Annotated in this window: 1 rRNA gene; it reads right to left on the bottom strand. The window is 51.1% G+C overall.

Going from position 1 to position 262, the window contains the following annotated elements:
* A 16S ribosomal RNA gene (locus GCM43_RS25640) occupies positions 1–262 on the bottom strand; the annotation flags it as partial.

Genomic DNA, 262 nt, shown 5'->3' on the forward strand with positions numbered 1-262 from the left:
GAGTGCCCTTTCGTAGCAACTAATGACAAGGGTTGCGCTCGTTGCGGGACTTAACCCAACATCTCACGACACGAGCTGACGACAGCCATGCAGCACCTGTGTAATGGTTCTCTTTCGAGCACTCCCAAATCTCTCCGGGATTCCATCCATGTCAAGGGTAGGTAAGGTTTTTCGCGTTGCATCGAATTAATCCACATCATCCACCGCTTGTGCGGGTCCCCGTCAATTCCTTTGAGTTTTAATCTTGCGACCGTACTCCCCA

The organism is Janthinobacterium aquaticum, from assembly GCF_009208565.1.
Taxonomy (GTDB): Bacteria; Pseudomonadota; Gammaproteobacteria; order Burkholderiales; family Burkholderiaceae_D; genus Janthinobacterium.